14 protein-coding genes are annotated in these 17,702 nt (G+C 53.6%); 1 reads left to right on the top strand and 13 read right to left on the bottom strand.

Annotated features, from left to right (window positions below):
* The first annotated feature begins 48 nt into the window (after window positions 1-48).
* A complete protein-coding gene (locus tag TRESADRAFT_RS13980; protein ID WP_002706545.1) occupies window positions 49-2,151 on the top strand; it encodes a methyl-accepting chemotaxis protein in 2,103 nt (700 codons plus the stop codon).
* 146 nt (window positions 2,152-2,297) lie between these two features.
* Here TRESADRAFT_RS13980 and adhE read toward each other — a convergent pair whose 3' ends face one another.
* From adhE to dnaA, 13 genes are all read right to left on the bottom strand, one after another.
* Window positions 2,298-4,919: a bifunctional acetaldehyde-CoA/alcohol dehydrogenase gene (adhE, locus tag TRESADRAFT_RS13975; RefSeq protein WP_002706543.1), complete on the bottom strand. Its 2,622-nt coding sequence runs from the start codon at window positions 4,917-4,919 to the stop codon at window positions 2,298-2,300.
* A 178-nt stretch (window positions 4,920-5,097) separates the two neighbouring features.
* Window positions 5,098-6,591, bottom strand: a complete 1,494-nt coding sequence (locus tag TRESADRAFT_RS13970) for a glycoside hydrolase family 43 protein (RefSeq protein WP_002706541.1) — start codon at window positions 6,589-6,591, stop codon at window positions 5,098-5,100.
* A 168-nt stretch (window positions 6,592-6,759) separates the two neighbouring features.
* Window positions 6,760-7,818 carry a peptidylprolyl isomerase gene (locus tag TRESADRAFT_RS13965; RefSeq protein ID WP_002706539.1) on the bottom strand — a complete coding sequence of 353 codons (1,059 nt, stop codon included), beginning with the start codon at window positions 7,816-7,818 and terminating at the stop codon, window positions 6,760-6,762.
* A 55-nt stretch (window positions 7,819-7,873) separates the two neighbouring features.
* Entirely contained in the window at window positions 7,874-8,665 is a 792-nt protein-coding gene (locus TRESADRAFT_RS13960; protein ID WP_002706537.1) for a DUF6675 family protein, read from the bottom strand.
* Window positions 8,666-8,692: 27 nt separating this feature from the next.
* Window positions 8,693-9,397: an RNA-binding cell elongation regulator Jag/EloR gene (jag, locus tag TRESADRAFT_RS13955; RefSeq protein WP_002706535.1), complete on the bottom strand. Its 705-nt coding sequence runs from the start codon at window positions 9,395-9,397 to the stop codon at window positions 8,693-8,695.
* Between the two features lie 51 nt (window positions 9,398-9,448).
* Window positions 9,449-11,233, bottom strand: a complete 1,785-nt coding sequence (yidC, locus tag TRESADRAFT_RS13950) for a membrane protein insertase YidC (RefSeq protein ID WP_002706533.1) — start codon at window positions 11,231-11,233, stop codon at window positions 9,449-9,451.
* 42 nt (window positions 11,234-11,275) lie between these two features.
* Window positions 11,276-11,497 (bottom strand): membrane protein insertion efficiency factor YidD, encoded by a 222-nt coding sequence (yidD, locus tag TRESADRAFT_RS13945; protein ID WP_217169735.1) that lies wholly within the window; start codon window positions 11,495-11,497, stop codon window positions 11,276-11,278.
* 21 nt (window positions 11,498-11,518) lie between these two features.
* Complete coding sequence (gene rnpA, locus TRESADRAFT_RS13940; protein ID WP_245534360.1) at window positions 11,519-11,905, bottom strand: ribonuclease P protein component; 387 nt, start codon at window positions 11,903-11,905, stop codon at window positions 11,519-11,521.
* Between the two features lie 30 nt (window positions 11,906-11,935).
* Window positions 11,936-12,091 (bottom strand): 50S ribosomal protein L34, encoded by a 156-nt coding sequence (gene rpmH / locus TRESADRAFT_RS15805; protein WP_002706526.1) that lies wholly within the window; start codon window positions 12,089-12,091, stop codon window positions 11,936-11,938.
* A gap of 113 nt (window positions 12,092-12,204) precedes the next feature.
* Complete coding sequence (locus TRESADRAFT_RS13935) at window positions 12,205-12,771, bottom strand: DciA family protein (protein ID WP_002706524.1); 567 nt, start codon at window positions 12,769-12,771, stop codon at window positions 12,205-12,207.
* On the bottom strand, window positions 12,768-13,871 hold the full coding sequence (gene recF / locus TRESADRAFT_RS13930; RefSeq protein ID WP_002706522.1) for a DNA replication/repair protein RecF: 1,104 nt from the start codon (window positions 13,869-13,871) through the stop codon (window positions 12,768-12,770). Before recF ends, TRESADRAFT_RS13935 begins: the two co-directional genes overlap by 4 nt.
* Window positions 13,872-13,886: 15 nt before the next feature.
* Window positions 13,887-14,984: a DNA polymerase III subunit beta gene (dnaN, locus tag TRESADRAFT_RS13925; RefSeq protein WP_002706520.1), complete on the bottom strand. Its 1,098-nt coding sequence runs from the start codon at window positions 14,982-14,984 to the stop codon at window positions 13,887-13,889.
* Between the two features lie 406 nt (window positions 14,985-15,390).
* Entirely contained in the window at window positions 15,391-17,046 is a 1,656-nt protein-coding gene (dnaA, locus tag TRESADRAFT_RS15455; protein ID WP_050985109.1) for a chromosomal replication initiator protein DnaA, read from the bottom strand.
* Window positions 17,047-17,702: the final 656 nt, after the last annotated feature.

Here is a 17,702-nt window from a genome sequence, read left to right as displayed (position 1 = left end):
ATATTATAATTCATACCATAATTTTACTATAAACTGCAGAGGTTTCCGATGAAAGCAAAAAAAACTGAAACAACAAAAAGGCGGACAAGCCTGATAACGGTGCTTCTCGCAAGCATCTGTTTTACAATTTCATTCTTCAACTTCTTCCAGACATTTTTTGTGGCGAGGAACGCGCGTCTTTCAATCGAGGAGAACAGCACAGAAAATTATATGGAAACGGTCGCAGGATATGCGCGCTCAATCGAAAAGGACATAGAGTCGATAATGAACTCGCTTGATTATTACGTCAACGCCGACATAATCGCCGAGGGCGATTTCGATTACGCGGGAAAATGGATTTCCGAGCACGGGAACGTCAGGAATCCTGTTTTCGACTACGTGATGCTGATTGACGCAAGCGGAATTTCGTACAACGACAACGGGACGCGCACGAACGTCTCGGAGCGCGATTATTTCAAGGAAGTTGTCTTCAACGGCAAGGAATCGTTCATTGACAATCCGGTGCTTTCAAAGACAACGGGCGAATACGTCGTGCATTTCAGCCGCGCTGTCAAGGCAGGCGGAAAACGGCTTGCCGTCGTCGGTGTCGTCACGCTGAACAACATAACAAAGGAAATCAACGAGATACAATTCGGAACGGGCGCGTACGGTTGGCTCATGACGAGCGACGGAACGGTCATGGCGCACAAAATTTCCGACTTTATAATGAAAAAGAATTTCATCGCGGCAGCAGAAAACGATGCGGAACTTTCACAGATTGCCGCACGCATGACGAAAGGCGAATCAGGATGGGGAACTATAAAAAGAGGCATTTCCGAATTCGACCTTGTGTGCTTCCGGCCGATAAGCGGAACGCCGTGGAGTTTTGCGATATCGATTCCCGCCGACATGATTTACAAGCTTATATCAAAAATCCGCTCGCAGATGATGATTTGCGGCTGTCTCACCGTTCTTTTCACTATCATCATCACGGGATTCCTCATCAACCGCCTCATAAAACCCCTAAACCGCGTCAACGAGGGAATGTCGGCAATCGCGCAGGGGGATGCGGATTTGACGCGCCGCATAAACATCTCGCTCAACAACGAAATCGGCGCCGTCGTCGAAGGGTTCAACAATTTCGCGGCAAAAATGCAGGCGATAATCTCAGACGTCAAGAATTCAAAAAATATGCTCAGCGAGGCGGGAACGAACATGGGAATGGCGGCACATGACACATCGTCGTCGATTTCCCAGATAATCGCGCAGATAAAGGAGATGCACGAGAAAATACGGACGCAGGTCCAGAGCGTCGAGCAGACCGCAGGCGCTGTCAACGAAATCGCCGCAAGCATCGAGTCGCTTGAGAACATGATACAGGATCAGTCTGCCGGCGTGACGCAGGCGAGCGCGGCTGTCGAACAGATGATAGGAAACATAACGTCCGTAAACCAGAACGTCGACAAAATGGCGGATTCGTTCAGCAGCCTGCAGCGCAACACGCAGAGCGGAATCGAAAAACAGCGCGCCGTTGACGAGCAGATAAAGAAAATCGAGCAGCAGTCTACGATGCTTCAGGAGGCAAACACGGCAATTTCGAGCATCGCAGAGCAGACGAACCTTCTTGCGATGAATGCCGCGATTGAGGCGGCGCATGCAGGCGAGGCAGGAAAGGGATTCGCCGTCGTCGCGGACGAAATCAGAAAACTTTCGGAAACGTCCAGCGCGCAGTCGAGAACAATCGGCGAGCAGCTCGGAAAAATCCAGTCTTCAATCGAAACTGTCGTACAGGCATCGGCAGATTCGAGCGATGCGTTCGGTGCTGTGTCTCAGCAAATCGCAAACACCGACCAGCTCGTGACGCAGATAAAATGCGCGATGGAAGAGCAGCAGCAGGGCTCGCTCCAAATAACGGAAGCGCTGCACAGCATGAATGACAGCACGAGCGAGGTTCGCAACGCCGCAGGAAAAATGAACGACGGGAACAAGGTCATTCTTCAGGAAATCGGAAAACTTCAGTCGTCCACGAGCGAGATGAGCGGAAACATGGACGAGATGGGAGCCGGCGCGCGAAAGATAAACGAGACAGGTTCCGCCTTGAGCGCGATTTCCGCGCAAGTCCAAGATTCAATCGAAAAAATCGGCAAGCAGATTGACCAGTTCAAGGTCTAAATCGCATTCATCCATTCCCGAGTCTTTTTTAAAATCGCGTTCGGACAGCTAGCGGGAAACGATATTCCGTTTTTCGAAAAGAACAAAAAAGCCCCGGCTCTTTTCCAAGAACCGGGGTTTCTCCTTTTTAGCAGCTTTTTACGTCGTTACGCGAGGAATTCCTTCGTGTAGTACGCTTCCTTAAGAATCTGCTTCATATCCTCAACGAGCGGCACGCGCGGGTTGACCGGCGAGCACTGATCCTCGAATGCGAGGAATGAGAGCTTGTCGAGAGCGGCGAGATATTCCTTCTCGTCCAATCCCTGGCTCTGGAAGTTCATCTGAATTCCGAGGCGCTTTCCAAGCTCACCGCAAGCCTTCGCGTAAGACTCGACGCCTTCCTCGACAGTCTTTGCCGGGAGACCGAGCATGCGGGCAAGCTCGCAATAGCGCTCAGCAGCCTTGTAGCTGTTGTATTTCGGCCATGTTGAGAGCTTGTCAGGCTGAGTTCCGTTGTAGCGGATTGTGAACGGAAGGAGGATTGCGTTCGCGCGGCCGTGCGGAACGTGGAATTCTCCACCGATTTTGTGAGCCATTGAGTGGTTCATACCGAGGAACGCATTCGCGAACGCCATACCGGCGAGACAAGAAGCGTTGTGCATCTTCTCTTTTGCCTCATAGTCAGCAGGTCCGTTGTTGTAGCTCCTTTCGAGGTACTGGAAAACCATCTTGATAGCCTGGATACACAGACCGTCCGTGTAGTCGTTCGCCATCGTAGAGACATACGCCTCGGTAGCGTGCGTGAGAACGTCCATACCAGTATCCGCGACGATTTTCTTCGGGAGAGAGAGCGTGAACGTCGGATCGATGATTGCGATAGTCGGTGTGAGAGAGTAGTCCGCGAGCGGATACTTCTTGTGCTCTTCCTTGTCCGTGATAACCGCGAACGGAGTAACCTCAGAACCTGTTCCTGAAGTCGTCGGGATACAGACGAGCTGAGCCTTCTTTCCGAGGTCAGGATAGCGGAACGCGCGCTTGCGGATATCCATGAACTTCTGCTTGAGGTCATTGAAATCGACTTCCGGATACTCGTAGAAGAGCCACATACCCTTCGCGCAGTCCATTGATGAACCGCCGCCGAGAGCGATAATCGTGTCAGGCGCGAACGTGCGCATCAACTCGACACCCTCGCGGACTGTCTGGATTGACGGATCAGGCTCGACATCGCAGAAAAGCTGATACTGGACGGGATCGCGGCGCAACTTGAGCTGGTCGGTGATTTTGTCAACGAATCCGAGATCGACCATTGAGCGGTCTGTGACGATGATGACCTTGTGGACATCCTTCATCTGGTGCAAATATTCGACTGAATCGCGTTCGAAGAAAATCTTCGCCGGGACCTTGAACCACTGCATATTGTTACGTCTCCTTCCCAATTTCTTAATGTTAAGCAGGTTGATTGCGCTTACGTTGTCGTCCGTTGAGTTGTGTCCGTAAGAACCGCAACCAAGCGTGAGGGACGGAATGAACGAGTTGTAGACGTTTCCGATACCGCCGAATGTTGACGGAGAGTTCCAGATTACGCGGATAGCAGGAACGATGTCGCCGAATTTCTCAGCGAGAGCCTTGTCCTTCGTGTGGATTGCCGCAGAGTGTCCGAGACCGTTGAACGTGACGAATCCCTTCGCCTTCTTGAGACCATCCTCAGTTGATGTAGCCTTGAGAACGGCAAGAACCGGAGAAAGCTTCTCGCGTGTGAGGCATTCCTGCGGTCCGACATCCTTACACTCGACGAGGATGATGCTCGTGCGGGCAGGAATCTCGAATCCAGCGTTCTTTGCGAGAACGACCGGGTTCATACCGACGACAACCGGGTTGAGTTTTGCGACGCTCGGGTCACCATCAACGCCGAACATGTATTTTTCGAGGAGTTTCTTCTCCTTTGCGTTACAGAGATATGCGCGGTATTCCTTGAACATCGCGAGCGTCTCGTCGTAGATTTCCTTGTCGATGATGGCGCCCTGCTCTGACGCACAAATCATTCCGTTGTCGAACGCCTTCGACATCACGATGTCGTTGACGGCCTGCTTGATGTCGCATGTCTTCTCGACATATGCGGGAACGTTTCCCGCACCAACACCGAGCGCCGGCTTTCCCTGAGAGTAAGCGGAGCGAACCATCGCGTTTCCGCCAGTCGCGAGGATAGTCGCAACGCCTTCGTTTCCGATGAGGAGGTTCGTTTTTTCCATTGACGGCTCTTCAATCCACTGTATACAGTTTTTCGGAGCGCCGGCAGCCACAGCCGCATCATAAACGACTTTTGCAGCAGCGATTGAACACTTTATTGCGCTCGGGTGGAACGAGAAGATAATCGGGTTCCTTGTTTTCAAACAGATGAGCGACTTGAAGATGGCTGTAGAAGTTGGGTTCGTGACCGGAGTAAGACCAGCGACAACACCGACCGGCTCCGCAATTTTTACGATACCTGTAACGTCATCATCCTCGACGACGCCGACAGTTTTCAAATGGCGCATGTGGTTCACGACATACTCGCATGCGAAGAGGTTCTTTGTAGCCTTGTCCTCAAAAACACCGCGCTTCGTTTCCTCGACGGCAAGCTTCGCAAGCGAACCGTGATGATCGAGAGCAGCAACGCTCGCCTTAGCTACTATGTAGTCGATTTTTTCCTGGTCAAAATCGGCATACTCTTCCAACGCCTTCTGCGCCTTAGCAACAAGCTCATTGATTTCTTTCTGTGGTTCTGAAAGTTCTACTTTTTCTTCAGCCATTCTTTGTTTCTCCTAGACAATAGAATTGACGACTATTTTATCACAAAATTGTTATAAATCTATAACAATTCAGACTTTATCGAAAAATTAAATAAAAGAATTCCGACAAATTAAATTCATTCTGAAAATATTTGATAAATATGACACGTTTTTAACATGATTTTTTCCTGAAGCCGCGTCATCCTATCCGCACTTTTACGTGCGAGCCGCCGGATTTTCCGTCGGAGGACGCGTAGAAACCGAACCGTCCGCCGACCCAATGTCCTTTTTCCACGCTGAATTTCCCCGTGCTGAACGAAAATCCGCCGTCGCATCGGAGCGAAATGCACGCTTCGCCGGAGCGCCCGCCGGTTTTTCTGAACGAGACGCGGAAAACGGCGGACGAGCACGTTCCGGAAACGGTGCCGCCTTTTTCCGTTTCGTCGCGCTCCTCGTCGCCTTCCCCGCCAGCCGACTCGACGACTGCGTATCCGAACGAATCCCCGAGGCGGCGCACCTCAAGCGACTTGTACTCGTTCCCCACAAAAATGACGCCGAACCGCGAGCCTTCATCCATTGCCGAAAAATCGGCGGCCAGCTCAAAATCGAAATTTTCCGCGTCGATTTTTTTCGTCATGACGTTCGCCATCCGCCAGAGCGACGATGAAGACGGCACGCACCGCAGAACGACGCTTTTCCCGTCGAACCGCGCATAATCCGGCTTGGGATTCGCGCTGAACTGGAAGTCGCGGAACGGGAATTCGCACGCGCTCGGATTTCCGGAAAGAGGAACGGGCATCTCAAAAGAACTGACCGGCTCGCCGCATTCCGCCCCCGTCATAACGGCGCTTCCCATAAGCGGCCATCCGTCTTCCGTCCATTTCATCGGCTGGAGGTGGACGATTCTCCCGAACACGCCTCGCTCCTGAAAATGCACGAACCAGTCGCGGATTCCCACTCCGTTTTCCTCGGCGGACTCGACCCACGCGCCCTGATGCGGCCCGTTCACGCTGCTGCTTCCCTGCGCAAGGACAATCCGCTCCTCCCACTTCCCGTCGATTTTCCGAGAGCGGAGAACCGCCTGCCATCCGTCCGTCACGCCGCCTGCAGGGGCAAATATATAGTAGAATCCGCCCCGCTTGTAGAATTTCGGCCCCTCGATTGTCGGCTGCGTTTTCGTTCCGTCAAAAATCACCTTGTCATCGGAAATAGCAAGGAGCGTCACGGGGTCTAGCTCAAGAAGCCCGAGCTTGGAGTTGAACCCGATGCGGCTTTTCACGTAGGCGTGGACGAGGAAAACGCGCCCGTCGTCGTCCCAAATCGGGCAAGGGTCCTCGAACCCTTTTCCTTTCCACACGCATTCGAGCGCGCTCCATTCGCCGAACGGATTTTCCGCGGACGTGAAGAAAATCCCCTCGTCAGGGGTCGCGACGAAAATATAGAACTTCCCGCCGTGAAAGCGGATGGACGGCGCCCATATTCCGCACGCGTTCTGAACTTCATCGTAGCGCGCGAAGGGAATTTCCCGGCAAGCGTAGGATGCGAGGGACCAGTGCACGAGGTCACGCGACGCGAGGACGGGAAGCCCCGGCAGAAAATTGAAGCTGGAAGCCGTCATGTAGTATGTATCGCCGACGCGGATTACGTCGGGGTCGGAATAGTCGCAGAGGACAATCGGATTTGTGTATGTCATGGTCCGATTCTACCACGAGGGAATATGTAAAAACGTGATGAGAAATTGGACAAACGGAACACAACCCCGATTTTCCGCGAGGACGGCGGCGCAAAAAAAAACGGTCCCGGATTTCTCTTCCGGAACCGTCCTTATCAGTTTTGCCGCGCCCGAAAAAACGGCGGACGTTTATTTTGCAGAGACGACCATAACGTCGAACGCGATGTACGCGCCGCCGGGAATGCCTGCATGCGGGATTCCGCGAGAACCGTACGCGAGTTCCGGCGGGATGACAATCTTGCGCGTCTCGCCCACTTTCATGTCCTGCACCTGAATGTCGAATCCGGGAATCATCTGCCCGCCGTTCGTCCTGAATTCAAGTCCCTCGTGCGCGCCCTTCATCATTCCTGATGACGCGTCGAAAACCATTCCGTTGGCAAGGTAGCCTTTGTACTCGACGAAAACCGTTTTGCCCTTTCCGATTTTGCTTCCCGCGCCTTCTTTGAGAATCTTGAAGAACGTGCCGTTAGACGATTTATCGCAGCCTTCGGTAAATGCCTCCTCGTTCACTTTCTTAACCACACGCGCGAGCCTGTCGAAATCGCCCTGTGTCGCGGTGAATTTCTCGGCGTCGGCACCCTGGCGCACGATTTTGACGCTGACAATCTTGTCGTCCTGCGCGATCTTGTTGACGACATCCTGCGACGCCGAATCGACGACCTGCCCGAAAATCGTGTGCTTTCCGTTGAGCCAATCAGTCGGGACGTGCGTGATGAAGAACTGGCTTCCGTTCGTTTCCGGGCCGGAATTCGCCATCGCGAGGTATCCGGGCTTGTCGAATTTCAAACCGTCGCGGAATTCATCCGTAAAACAGTATCCCGGTCCGCCACATCCCGTTCCCTTGGGGTCGCCGCCCTGAATCATGAAGTCGGCTATGACGCGATGGAATTTCAGCCCGTCGTAGAACGGCTTTCCTGCAGCCGCGTCGAGCGTTCCTTCCGCAAGTCCCACGAAATTCGTGACCGTGAGCGGTGTTTTCTTGTAGAAGAGCTCGAGGTAAATAACCCCTTTTGAAGTCTCCATGACGGCGAAAACGCCTTCCTTTCCTTTCAAAACGTTTGAATCCATATTTTTTACTCCTGTCGAAGAGGAAGCAGTTTTTGCCGCCGCCTTCTTGTTGTTGCTGCTGCCACATCCGAACGATACGAGCAGGCATCCGATTATGCCCGCAAGAATGATTTTCTTCATGAAATCCTCCGGTTAAAACGCGGGATAAAAATCCCCTTGCTTTTTCGATAAAAATTCAGAACGCCATCGAGAACCACTTGAATATCGCGTCGACGCGCGCGTTGAACGAGCGGTTCAGCCTGCTTTCAAGGAACGGGAGGCTCGGATATTTTGCCTGCACGAACATGTAGACGAGATAATAGGAGCCCTGGTCGATGACGACGAGATTTATATTCAGGTTTCCCGGCTTCACCGCCGTGACGGGACCGTATTTCAGGTTCTCCGCATTCGTGAAGCACACGGCGACTTCGTTCGGCTCGCTTTTGTCGCGCTGGAAATATTCGAGCTTGTAGACGCACTGCCCGAACGAGTTGTCCTGCTGCAGGCAATAGAAGCGCTTTCCGTCCGCCGAGCCTTCCAAATCGTCGGGAATCGCCTTTTTGCTTTTGAGCGAATCGATAAGGTGTGATTTATGGTAGAGCGTTTCCCATTTCTTGTCGCCGTTCGAGTAATACTGCATTCCCTTCATTTTGGAAATCGAGCGGACGACTTTCGACACGGCGTCTATCGATGTGTCGCATTTTTCGCCGTTGTCGCTGTTCGCGATGAGGGTTGCCTTCTTGAGGAAGAACAGGTTCTCCGTGGTGAACCGCGGCGAACCGGAACCCGCCCACGTCCCAACGGCTTTTCTGGAAAGCTCCGTGTCGGGCGTAAGCGAAAGGACAACCTTCTCGTCGTTCAGAAACGTATTCTGAAGCTTCCTGTTCGGCGATGCGACGAGCTCATCGAGCACGGATTCCGGGATTACGCCGGCAAAAGCAGAGACCGCAATGACGAACAATCCAAGAAACGCGAAAATTCTCTTCATCGCACCACCTCTCTTTCGGAAAGCTTCCTAGAAATTCTTGAGCATGACGCGCACCTGCTTGAAGTGCCCCTCGCCCTCGCTCTTCGTCTCAATGTCGGGAATATCGTTGAGCGTTGTGTGGACAATCATGCGGTCGTAGGGATTCATCGGCTCAAGAAGGACGGACATGCGCCCGCGCCTTACTTTGTCCGCCGTGTCATACGCAATCTGGACGAGAACTTCCTCGCGGTGCGTTCTGTAATTCTCTATGTCGAGCACGACGCGGAGGTCTTCCCTTCCGAGATGCCCCATGTACACGTTCGCAAGAAGCTGGATTGCGTCGAGGTTCTTTCCCTTGCGCCCGATAAGAATCGACGAGTTGTTCTCTGAACTGAGCCGTATCTCGACCTTGCGCTCGTCGCGGTAGGAAATCTCCGCGGAAACCTCGTATCCCATTTTCTCGATAAGCTCACGCACGAAATCGAGAAGCTTCTGCTCGACTTCCCCCTGGGGAACGAGCGGCTTTGCCGAAGGCGTCCTCGGTTTTGCGGGAGCCTTCTCATGCGCTGCGCTTTCGGATTCCTGCTTGGCATCCTCGACGACGACACGGATTTTCACGTATCCGCTCTTGAAAAGCGTTTTTTTCTGCGCCTCAAGAATCTCGACATCGAACTGGTCGCTTTCAAGCCCAAGCTCGCTGGCGGCCTTCTCGATTGCCTCTTTCTCGTTCTTGCCCTCAAATTCGTATGTCATGTGTAACCTCTTCAAAAGAAAGCGGGTCAAAGCCCGCCTTCCCGTAAATTTTCACTTTGATTTCTTTCCGCCTTTTTTTGAGACCGTCATCGATTTCGGATTTTTCGACAAGACGACGGGCGCCTTTTTCATCATCGCGTTGATGACGAGCTGCTGACCAATCTGGAACAGGTTGCTGACCATCCAGTAAAGGAGAAGCCCTGACGGCGCATTGTAGAACAGGAAGAAGAAGATAATCGGCATCGCGTACATCATCATCTTCATCTGCGCCGCGTTCTGACCGGTCGCCGTTCCGCCGTTCTGCGTAATCACGCCGTAAAGGAGCTGCGAGATGAGATAGAGAATTGGCAGGATGTGCAGCTCGTTCCCGAGCCACGGAATATCGAACCCGAACGTGAGCACCGTGTCGGTGGACGAAAGGTCGGAAATCCAGCCGTCGATGAACGACGCGCCGCGGAATTCAAAATAATTGTTGAAAAGATGGTACATCGACCACAAGATGACGAACTGGATAAGAAGCGGAAGGCATCCCGACATAGGGTTGTAGCCAATCTGCTTGTAGAGCGCCATCGTCTCCTGCTGGAGTTTCTGCGGGTTGTCCTTGTACCGCTCCTGAAGCTCCTTGATTCTCGGCTGGTACGCCTGCATTTTCTGCGTTCCCTCAAGGCTCTTCTTCGAGAACGGGAAGAGCGCGAGACGGAGGAGGAGCGTGAGGATGATGATTGAAACGCCCCAGTTCGGGATGACCTTATAAATCATCTGCATGATGAACTTGAGGACAATCTCTATCCAGTTGAGGATTCCAGAAGTCGGGAGGCTTTCGTTGTAGTGCTTGTTGTCGGAGACGGAAATTCCCCATGCGTTCTTCGAGTCGGAAATGTACTTTTTGAGCTCAGACTCGCTTCTCGGTCCGATGTAGATGAAATACGAGTCGCGGACCTCGCCCGAAGAGACGCCGTCGCGAGAGAAAATCGCCTGATTGTCGGAAGTTCCGTTTTTCACCGGCGAGACGAGCTTGAGCGAGCCGGAAACGGGAACGGAATCCGCGGGGTCGACGAGAATCTCGAAATATTTTCCCGCAGACGCAATCCATTCCCAGTCGCGCGCCTTCTTCGCTTTCGGCATGAATTTCTTGTCGCCGTCAAACGCGATGAATTCGCGGATGTCGTAGCGGTCCTTCGCGTTGTATTTCGGGCCAATCTGGGGAGCCGTCCTGAGCGAGTACGCCGCGCCGTTCGTGTCGAGCCCGCGGAAATTCTCCCCGCCGTCAATCGCGATGTCGAGCTTGAACATGTAATCGCCGTCTTTGAACGAATACGTCTTCACGAAGGTGAATTTTCCCTCCGTCCCGTCGGCATTCTTCCTGGTGAATTCCCTGTAGAACCCAATCGTGCGGTCGTCGATGATTTTCGCGAAGAAAACGTCGTTCACAATCGGCGAGTCGACGCCGCCGAAAGACACCGCGAACGCGCGGTTGATTTCTGACACGTTGTTGACCATCTCGACGCCGCGGCCAGTATCGCGGTCGAGGTGCTCCTTCAGCTCGTAGCTTATGATGTCGCCGCCGCGGTTCGTGAAGACCGCCCTCACCTTGTCCGTCTCGATTGTGAACGTCTGCTCGGCAACGGCTTCCCCGTCAGAAACGATTCCGCCCAAAGCTGAAACGGCCGAACCTGAATCAGCTGCGGAAGCCGCCTGCTCCTGGACAACCTGCTGCTGCGCGGCCTGTGACTGTTCCTGCGCCTTCCGCACCGGGAAGAAGATTGTCTGAACGGCGAAAAATCCGACAAGCACAACAGTCGAAAGAGCAATCGCCCAAATAGTATTTTTTTCCATCGAAATTTTCTCCGTACTCGATATGTTTTTGCATGGCCATCGTCAGGGAACCGGGTCGTATCCGCCCTTGCAGAACGGGTTGCACCTTAAAATCCGCCTTATAGTCAGGAACATTCCCTTGAACGGACCATATTTCTGAAACGCCTCGATCGCATACTGCGAACACGTCGGATAGAACCTGCACGCATCGGGCAATAACGGTGAGATGCATCTCTGGTAGAACCGGATTGCCAGGCAGAACGCGCTGACGACAATCCGCGATATGGCGCGAACGACTGGCATTGCTCAATCACCCGCTGATTCAGTTCCGAGACTAAGCAAGCCTGCTTTTTCACACAAAGTACGAAGTTGAACACACCGCGTGCTGAACGAGTCCTTCTCGGATGTCGGATATACGAGGAGAAGCATATCGAATCCGGTGTTCAGGTGTGTTTTTAAGATGCGATAGGCTTCACGGCTGAACCGCTTTGCGCGATTCCTCTGCACCGCATTGCCAAAGCCACGGGGAAGGGGAAAACCGATGCGGTTGAATCCCAAGTCGTTCTGAAGCAGAAACAGCTTCGCTCCAAAAATGCTGACCTTCTTCCCGTTTTTGAACAGATTCTTGATTTCCAGAGCGTTCTTCATATGCTCAACGCGTTTGAACCGGCTGGCTCGATTTTCAGTTGTCAAAATAAAACGCTCCAGATTGAAAGTGAAAAATCAGTATTTCTTGCCTTCGCTGCAGACAGAGAGCTTCTTGCGGCCCTTTGCCCTGCGGCGGGCGAGAACCATGCGTCCGCCTCTCGTTGCCATTCTCGCGCGGAATCCGAATTTCCTATTTCTCTTGACCTTACTCGGCTGATATGTACGCAACATAAGAATTACGTCTCCTTGATATAAAAATAAATTTTGGTTTGAGCAGTTGTGGAACCCGCGCGCGCCTGTCCACGCAAGGATTCTCAAAGATAGTGAAGCATACTATACCGATTTCATTCGCCGTTGGTCAACATATCGACTTTCAACTTGTCGAATATTTTCCTGATTTCAGGGGGCAGCTTCCTGTACGCCTCCTCGCCCGTCATCTCCGGTTTCTCCAGAAGCCCCTGCCCCTCGATGTACTGCTCCTCCATCTCGTACCGCCGCGCCATCTTCGCGCGCTCCGCCATGAGGCACTGCTCGTACGTGTCGGAAAGCCCCGCCGTCGTCCCGCGCAGCCTGAACGCGAGCGTCGATATGTTCAGCTCGGGGAAGCGGCGCTGGATGCTGCCGAGTATGTAGCGCTGGTGGAGCTGGAGCATCTGCAGCCACGCCGAATGGTCCGCCTCGACGAGGAGAATCCCGTTCCGCAAATCGACGATGCGGGAATGCGACGCGAGGTTCTTCCCGATGTTCTGCCCGTTTTTCGCGGACGAATGAATCGATTCGAGTATCGCCCTCCACGAGCGCAGGATTTTGTTCCCCTGCTCAATCTCAGAGTTCTTAACGTTCTCAATCAGGCGCGTCACCATCTCCGCCGCGTCGATTGTCTCACAATCCGTCTTTCCGAAATAGTTCATCGAATGTCACTCCAGCTTCCGTCTTTGATGTGATAGACCTTCGTCGTGCTTCTCGCATACCGCTCGAACGGCTCGCCCGGAAGGAACGTGCAGAAAAGCTGCTCGTAATCAGGAAGGAGCGAAGTCACGCTCTGCCTTTTTTCGGGGTCAAGCTCGAGAAGCACGTCGTCCATAAGGAGTATCGGCAGCCGTTCCGTCGCCTGCGTGAAGAAAATAGCCTGCGCGACGCGGAGGAGAATCGCCAGAAGCCGCCGCTGCCCGGTGGACGCCGTCGGGACGAAATCAGCCCCGCCCCTGACGAACCGTATCCTGTCCCGGTGCGGGCCGCTCATCGTCGTCTGCATCCTCATGTCGTCCGCCCTGCGCGCGCCTAGCATGGAGAGCGCGTCCGAAGCCGACGGCGGCGCCCCGCTTCCCGTCTTCCACGACGGCGAATACTTGATTGAGACGCCGGAAATGCCCGTTATCCGCTCGTACAGCCCGCCGAAAATCTGGTTGAACTTGAAAATCGCGTCCCCGCGCATCTTCTGAATCTGGACGCCGAATTCGCAAAGCTGCTGGTCAAAGACGTCGAGCATGTCGGCGCGGGATTCCTTCAGCACCTGGTTGCGGCTTTTGAGAACCTTCGCGTAATTCCTGACGACATCGAGGTACATCAGGTCGTACATCGCGAGGCACTGGTCGACGAAAAACCGCCGGCGCTCCGGCTCCCCGACCGCGAACGACAAATCGTCGTGGCAGAAGAGGACGCACGGCATCGTCGTGATGAGGTCCCGCCTGTCGCGGAGCGTCTTCCCGTTCTTCACAATTTTCTTCTTCCCGCCGCCGCCTTTCTCGTACGAGACGAAGACGGAATCGGCGCTGTCCCCGTTCCTGCTGAAAAGCGTCTTCAGCCCGAACGCGTCCGCGCCGTTTTTGACAAGCTCCGCGTCCGAGCGCGTCCTGAACGAGGAACCGTACGCGAGGATGTATATCGACTCGAGAAGGTTGCTCTTCCCCTGCCCGTTCTCTCCGACGAAGAAAATTTCCTTCGCGTTGAGATGAAGCATGTCGTCCTTTATGTTGCGGAAATTCGCGTACGAAACGGAAAGAAGCGGCACGTCTCGGCTCCTCCACTAAAGCTGCATCGGCGTGAGGATGCAGAAATCGTCGCCCTTCGGCTCGGGGCTGAGCGTCACCGGGCGGAGCGGCTCGGAGAACGCGAACAGAACGACGTCGCTCTCTATCGGGCGGAGCGCATCGTCGAGGTATTTCTGGTTCATCGCAATCGACATCGGCTCTCCCGCGAACTCGCACGGGATTTCCTCGCGCGCGTCACCGTCCTCGCTCGACGCGTGGATGCTGAGGACGCCCGGCGTTATGTCGAGGAACACGCGGATTTTGTCGCTCATGACGGAGATTCGCTTGAGGGCGGACATGAATTCCTCGCGGTCAACCTTGAACGATTTCGGCTGCGCCTCGGGGATTACGCGCCGGTAGTTCGGGAAAAGCCCCTCGATGAGGCTCGCGGAAATCGTGTAGTTCGAGAAGCGGAGCACGATGTCGTTCTCCGTCACGGCAATCTCCACGTTCCCCTCGTCGGAAGCGTACTTCGCGAAAATCGAGAGAATCTTCGGATGGACGATTATCGACCTGAACTCGTCCACCTCGGAGAGAATCGCCCTTGACGCGAACGCAAGCCGGCGGCTGTCCGTCGCGACAAGATTGAGCCTGTCCCCGTCCTTCTCGAGAAGGACTCCGTTCATGATGAACTTGTTCTTGTCGTTGCTGACGGCGTAGGTGGTGAGGACAATCATCTCCTTGAGCGCCGAAGCCGGAATGCTTATGAAATCGAGCCCGCTGAAATCGACCGCCTCGACAGATTCCGGGCGGCACCTGAGGCGGAAGCGGATTTTCTTCGTGGAGTGCTTGATGACCGCTTCCTTCTCCCCGTCCTTGTCCACGACCTCGAACTCGATTTCCCCTTCAGGAAGCTGCGAGAGGATTCCCATCAGCTTGGAGCACAGGACGATTGCCGTTCCTTCCGTCTCCGCCTGAACCGGAAGTCGCGCGATGAATTTCATCTTCGTGTCCGTCGCGCGGATGGTCAGGGAATTTCCTTCTGCCGTGAGAGAGACGTAGGAGTATATGACCGCGGAATTCTTCTCCGAGATTGTCTCCTGGGCGATTGCGATTTCATTTATCATCGCGTTCCTGTTGAATGAAAACTTCATATGTTCTTCTCCTTGAACCCGTTGCGGCGAAGCCGCTTATTATTTATAAAATTTATATATATAGTAATAGTAATAATAAGGGCTGTGGAAATGTGGATAAGTGCCTTCAGCCCTTTATCCATAAGGGAATTCGATGTGGATAAACCTGTGGATGTACATCCACAGGTTATCCACAATTCCACATTTTTTAAAGTTATCCACACTCAATCCACCGTCTATCCACAGGAAATCCACCGGAATTTGGGTAGTTGTCCACACCCCCTGTGGATAGAAATTTACTAAATTCGATTCGAATTTAGTAAATTTATGTCAAATTCATTTTTTATCCACACCTTTATATAAATTTAGTGTTTCCATTGTATCACACGCTGAATTCATGCGGTAGCACCTGCCCTTTTTGTGATGCTCAGACGAAATCGTGCGCGTCTTTTTCGAGCTGCTTGACGACGGCTTCCGTCGTAGGATTGATTTTCATCTGCGTCGTTATCTTCTCGATTGCGCTCAGAATCGTCGTGTGGTCGCGCCCGCCGAATTCATATCCTATGTCCTTGAGCGAATACTCGCGGAGCATGTCGCGTGTTATGTATATCGCGATTTGTCGCGGGAGAACATACTGCTTGTTCTTCTTTTTCCCGACGATGTCCGCCTGCTTTATGCCGTAGTATTTCGCGACCGCCTGTTGGATTGCCTCCACCGTCACGGCGCCCGCCGGCGCGGATTCGTCGATTTTGTCCTTGAGCAGCTCCCGCGCGATGTCTATCGTCAGCTCCTGCCCCACGAGGTCGCAGTATCCGAGCATCTTCATCATGCACGATTCGAGGTCCCTGACGTTCGACTGAATGTTCTGCGCGATGTAGTCGATGACGTCCGACGGAATCTTTTTTCCCGAGCCCTGGCTGTTCATTTTCTGCTCGAGGATAGCGCGCCTCGTCTCGTATTCCGGCGGCTGCAAGTCGATGTTCAGCCCCCGCGAGAACCGCGTCCTGAGCCTGTCCGTTATTCCCTGAATCTCCGTTATGGGACGGTCGCACGTGAACACGAGCTGTCCCTTCCTGTCGTATATCTCGTTGAACGTGTGGAACAGCTCCTCCTGCGTCGCCTCCTTTCCCTCGAAGAACTGGATGTCGTCGAGGAGGAGGACGTCGAGGCTGCGGTATTTCTTCTTGAATTTGTCCACGGTCTTCGTCTGCAGCGAGTACGTGAATTCGTTCGTGAACGATTCCGCGCTTATGTAGCAGATTCTGGCGTCGTTGTTGTGCGCGAAGATGTAGTTTCCGATTGCCTGCATGAGGTGCGTTTTCCCGAGCCCTACCCCGCCGTATATGAGCATCGGGTTGTATTCACGCCCGGGGTTCTCCGCCGCGCGCTGCGACGCGTGGTACGCGTACTGGCTGTTCGCGCCGGGAATGAAATTGTCGAACGTGTAGTCGTCGCGGAGCATCGGGTGGTTCGTCAGCGACGTCTTCGTGTTGAGCTTCTGCACTTCCTGCGAGAGGAATTTCTGGTATTCCTCGTCGTAGCCGGACGTTTTCTGGGGCAGGTTCTGCTTCTGGAGTTCCTGCGCGATGTATGACTGGTAGTCGTCGCCTGCCTGCGTGGGCTCGGCTTCCTCTTCCGCTGCTGCCTTTCCCGCGTCTCCGTCCTCGATTTTCTTCCTGCGCTCGATTTCCTGCGTGAGCCAGTCGTTCACGTTGTTGAACCGCTCCTGGTTGGAGAGCTTCGGCTCCTCCTCGTTCTGCGGGGATTTCTGCGCCTGCGCAGGCTGCTGGCTTTGCGGCATCTCCTCGCTCTTGACCGCGCGCTTCGCCGCCGGGATGAGCGTGATTTTCTGCCCCGCAAGCTCGTCTATCTTGTTCTGAATTTCCTCCGCGCTCCCGTTCTTCTTCATCAGCTTCCACATTGCCTCGGAGGGGATGGAGACGGTTATCGTGTCGAGCGTGTCCTCGACATAGCCGAGGTTGAACCAGACTTTGAAATAGTCCTCGCGACCGTTGGCAGCGTATTCCTCGCGAATCTGGTTCAGAGCCTCCTCAAAAAAATCTTTGTAAATCTGTTCGGACATACCCCCGATTCTACCCCAAAACCCGAAAAGTTTTGAGCGCTCCCGCCCATCCCTTCCCAAAAAAAATCCGCCCGCTCCGCTCAGCAATGAAAAACGCTCGTAAAACAATGCGCGCCAATCTTCACCAGTGAGGGCACAACATCCCCGATGTCGTGCGCTCGCACGCTCCACTAAGCAATGAAAAACGCTCGAAAAGCAATGCGCGCCAATCTTCACCCGTGGGGGCACAACATCCCCGATGTCGTGCGCTCGCCCGCTCCGCTCCGCAATGAAAAACGCTCGTAAAACAATGCGTTCCAATCTTCACCCGTGGGGCACAGCATCCCCGATGTCGTACGCTCGCCCGCTCCGCTCAGCAATGAAAAACGCTCGTAAAACAATGCGCGCCAATCTTCACCAGTGAGGGCACAACATCCCCGATGTTGTGCCCTCGCACGCTCCATTCAGCAATGAAAAACGCTCGTAAAACAATGCGCGCAAATCTTCACCCGTGAGGGGCACAACACTCCCCGATGTTGTGCGCTCGCACGCTCCACTCAGCAATGAAAAACGCTACGTAAAACAATGCGTGCGTACTTAGTTACCCTTTTAAAAAAATACAAGTATAATCGACCGCGTTCACTTATCATTTCACGAGAGAATCGTAATAAACACAT

It is taken from the genome of Treponema saccharophilum DSM 2985 (assembly GCF_000255555.1).
GTDB classification, from domain to species: domain Bacteria; phylum Spirochaetota; class Spirochaetia; order Treponematales; family Treponemataceae; genus Treponema_D; species Treponema_D saccharophilum.
Note: the sequence above shows the minus strand (reverse complement) of the source record. Positions and strands in the feature narration are given on the sequence as shown.